General features: G+C 45.8%; 4 protein-coding genes and 1 pseudogene. 2 read left to right on the top strand and 3 right to left on the bottom strand.

Going from position 1 to position 3,229, the window contains the following annotated elements; genetic code table 11:
- Positions 1–125: 125 nt before the first annotated feature.
- The gene (locus tag AACV78_RS00440) at positions 126–824 is read right to left on the bottom strand and encodes a diacylglycerol/polyprenol kinase family protein (protein ID WP_333113642.1); all 699 of its coding nucleotides are present in this window, start codon (positions 822–824) and stop codon (positions 126–128) included.
- Between the two features lie 97 nt (positions 825–921).
- On the opposite strand from AACV78_RS00440, the gene AACV78_RS00445 reads away from it, so the two are divergent.
- Complete coding sequence (locus AACV78_RS00445; RefSeq protein ID WP_228042730.1) at positions 922–1,209, top strand: putative quinol monooxygenase; 288 nt, start codon at positions 922–924, stop codon at positions 1,207–1,209.
- A gap of 13 nt (positions 1,210–1,222) precedes the next feature.
- Here the strand turns inward: AACV78_RS00445 and AACV78_RS00450 are convergent, their stop codons facing one another.
- Together AACV78_RS00450 and AACV78_RS00455 are read right to left on the bottom strand one after the other, a co-directional pair.
- Positions 1,223–2,170, bottom strand: coding sequence for a glycosyltransferase (locus AACV78_RS00450; RefSeq protein ID WP_194013114.1), 948 nt, complete (start codon positions 2,168–2,170; stop codon positions 1,223–1,225).
- A 248-nt stretch (positions 2,171–2,418) separates the two neighbouring features.
- Complete coding sequence (locus tag AACV78_RS00455) at positions 2,419–2,889, bottom strand: tetratricopeptide repeat protein (protein ID WP_194013113.1); 471 nt, start codon at positions 2,887–2,889, stop codon at positions 2,419–2,421.
- A gap of 75 nt (positions 2,890–2,964) precedes the next feature.
- On the opposite strand from AACV78_RS00455, the pseudogene AACV78_RS00460 reads away from it, so the two are divergent.
- A pseudogene (locus tag AACV78_RS00460) lies at positions 2,965–3,229 on the top strand (glycosyl transferase family 1); the annotation flags it as partial.

Below are 3,229 nucleotides of genomic sequence, written 5' to 3' on the forward strand. Positions count from 1 at the left end.
CCCTCTCCCAATCTCCCCCTCTCCCATTCTCCCCCTCTACCCCTCAATCGCTATACACAATCTATATGAGCAACAGCTTATTGGTGGCGTTGGTGTTTTGAGTTCGATCGGAACCCAAGTCCTGACTAGGAACCAATTACCCAAAATTGATTGAGGAAAAAGGCGATCGCCGCACTGCCAATGGGCACAGTCAAATTGTCAATTCCCAACTTAGAAACCGACTCCAAAGTAGCAGCAACCAAAGCCACAATAGCGGACACAACCAAAGTTTGCCAAATATTGCCGCCAGCAGTTAGCAAAATCAAACTGCTAACTGCAAAACTCACCAAATACATAGTTGCAGAACCTTCCCAACTCTTTTGGATTCCCCAAACTCGATAAATATGTTTGCCGTATTTTTGACCGATGACAGCAGCCAATCCGTCCCCCCAAGCCATCACTAAAATGCCCAAAGCTGCGTATTCCTGATGTTGCAGCGGCCAAAACCAAGCGACGAGAACGCTAATACTCACAGCATAGAAAAAAGTCCCGAAACTTTTGCGGTTGATACTGTTAAGACTGGGCAAAATCGGCAGTTGGTAGGAAATTAGGGCGATCGCACCTGCTAAAACCCCCGCCGAAATTCCCACCCAGCCCGGTATTTGCAGCCACCAAGCCAGCAAAATCACGTTCCCAGTACCGATGTGAACCACCTTCCGCGATACCTCTGCACCCACAGAAGTCAAGCGGTTTAACCCCTCAGCTACCAATAAAATCACACCCAACCAGGCTCCCACGAGGGAAATTTGCAACCACACAGTGGGAATTTCAGAAAATATAGACACGATAATTTAGGAATAACTTCGATCGGACACTGTTTACTACTTTACAGTCGTCTATTATAATTGACAGCATAACAAAATCAATAGGAAAATAGATTTTATGACTGTGGAGTATGTATTAATTATTCATGAAGTAGAAAATTATCAAGCTTGGCAAAAAGTATTTCACAATGCTGAGAACCTGCGAAAAGAAGCTGGCGAGCGATCGTATCAAGTTTTGAAGTATGAAAATGAACCAAACAAAATTGTTCATTTCAGTGGCTGGACATCAATAGCAGATGCCAGGGCATTTTTTGAGTCTCCGAGACTGGTGAAAATTAGAGAAGAAGCGGGAGTTAAAGCTCCTGAGTTTGTATATTTAGAGCTATTAGAGTCAGGAGTCTTATAACTCTGATCGATGGTTATTTTATCAACTGCCGCACAGCCGCAAAAGCCCTGGGACGCAACTCCACGGGTAGCAGCGACAATCCCAAACCCGCCCACATCTTCGCCTCAGAAAAAGACTTTCCAGCCTGCACCATTTGTCGCCCTTTTGCAGTTTCGCCCACCTCAATCAGCCGCAAACCAAGCGCTAATTGAGTTTCGGCGAGCCTTTTGAGCCTGACTGTTTCCAACTTTTCTGACTCAAATTCGTAGGCGGTCAAATAGCGCAATTTATCAGTCAAATACGGAATTGCCCGATCGACTCCTTGCTGTCCTGCATGAACTCGATACTCCATCAATAACTCTGGCAAGTAATAGCATTTTTTGTCGGCAATTGCAAGTCTCACAAACAAATCGTTATCTTCACAGTTTTGCAAATTCGGCCGCAGAAATCCTACTTCTTGCAGCGCGGGGCGGCGAAACAAAGTCGCCCCTATTTGCAAACTCTGTCTCAGAAAAACTGTCGAGAGCAAATCTTCAATAATTCCAGCGGATAAATCGGTGCGGCCCCACCGCTGCGAATTCAGTTGTGTCTGGTTTTCGTCAATATTGTTGTTGACATCAATGACCCAGTGATCGGTACTGACAAAATCAATGCTGGGGTCTTTATCTAAAATAGCAGATGTCCGCTCCAGAAATTGCGCTCTCAGGCGATCGTCATCGTCCAATTTGATAAAATATTCGCCCCTTGCCGCCGCAAAGCCCGATCGCATATTATTACTTTTACCAATATTCTGCAGGTGGCGAATGTAGCGAATTCCTGGCCCTACAAATTCTGACATTAACAGCGGAGTGCTGTCAGTCGAGCCGTCATCGCAGACAATTAATTCAAAATCTGTATAAGTTTGATCTAACACGCTGGCGATCGCACTAGCCAGCAAATGCACTCGATTGCAAGTAGGAATGCAAACGCTAATTTTCGGCACAAACAAAAACCATTTTAGATTTTAGATTTTAGATTTTAGATCTGAAATTTTAAACTTTAGACTGCCCCAAATTAAAGTCTTCCTGATGCCCTGCGCGGGCCAATGCCCAATGCCCTGCGCGGGCCAATGCCCAATGACTAATGACTAATGACTTCTTCCTTCTTCCTTCTTCCTTCTTCCTTCTTCCTTCTTCCTTCTGACTTACATCCGTTACATCCCGTACATTGCTCGTTGCCGAACTTCCTTCTTTAACTCAAACGAGCCGTACATTCAAGAATTAACTTTTGATTCACCAAAGCAAAGGGTTGAATTTCCAAAGCGCGGCGAAAAGCTCCAATAGCACTCGTGTATTCTCCTAGGGCAGCGTAGCACAAACCAAGACCGTGCAGCGCCCCAAAATGTACCGGGTTCAATTTGAGGACAATTTCGCAATCGTGAATCGACTTTTTATAATTTCCTTGGGTATAGTGAAGTACGGCGCGCCGATTCCAAGCTTCAGCAAAATCGGGTGATTGAGCAATCAGTTTCGTCAGCAAATCCAAAGCGTGGCGAACATCGCCGGCACTTAGCGAAACTTGCGATCGCCTGAGAATTTGCATCCCATAATCACCCTTCTGGTTAAACCAAGTCCGCCAGAGTTCTGTAGTCGCCCGATCGCGCACGCTTTCTTCGGAATTTTTTAAGTCTTGGAGCAGCGCTTTGATAGATAATTCGTCCATAGTGAGAAGATTGTTAAAAAAGTTTTATCCGTCAATCTTATCGCGACAGCGGCAATTTGATTTATCCAATATCCCATGCAAATTTTGATGCTTTCCTCGACTTTTCCCTACCCGCCAAGCCGCGGAGGAACTCAGGTAAGGACTTTTAATTTATTACAATACTTGAGCCGGCGGCATGATGTAATTCTCGGCACTGTGCGATCGCCCGATGTCACCGACGCACAAATCGACGCATTGCGAGGGCAAGTGACAGAATTGGCAGTTTTTCCCCACCCGCAAGCACCCCCCCAACCCCCCCTTGCTAAGGGGGGGCTAAGACTCAATCAGGAGACTGAGGAGG

It is taken from the genome of Tychonema sp. LEGE 07196 (assembly GCF_963890365.1).
In the GTDB taxonomy this organism is placed as follows: domain Bacteria; phylum Cyanobacteriota; class Cyanobacteriia; order Cyanobacteriales; family Microcoleaceae; genus Microcoleus.

Coding starts and splice junctions, on each gene's coding strand:
- AACV78_RS00445 (WP_228042730.1), top strand. CDS start 922: ATGACTGTGGAGTATGTATTAATTATTCATGAAGTAGAAAATTATCAA.
- AACV78_RS00455 (WP_194013113.1), bottom strand. CDS start 2,889: ATGGACGAATTATCTATCAAAGCGCTGCTCCAAGACTTAAAAAATTCC.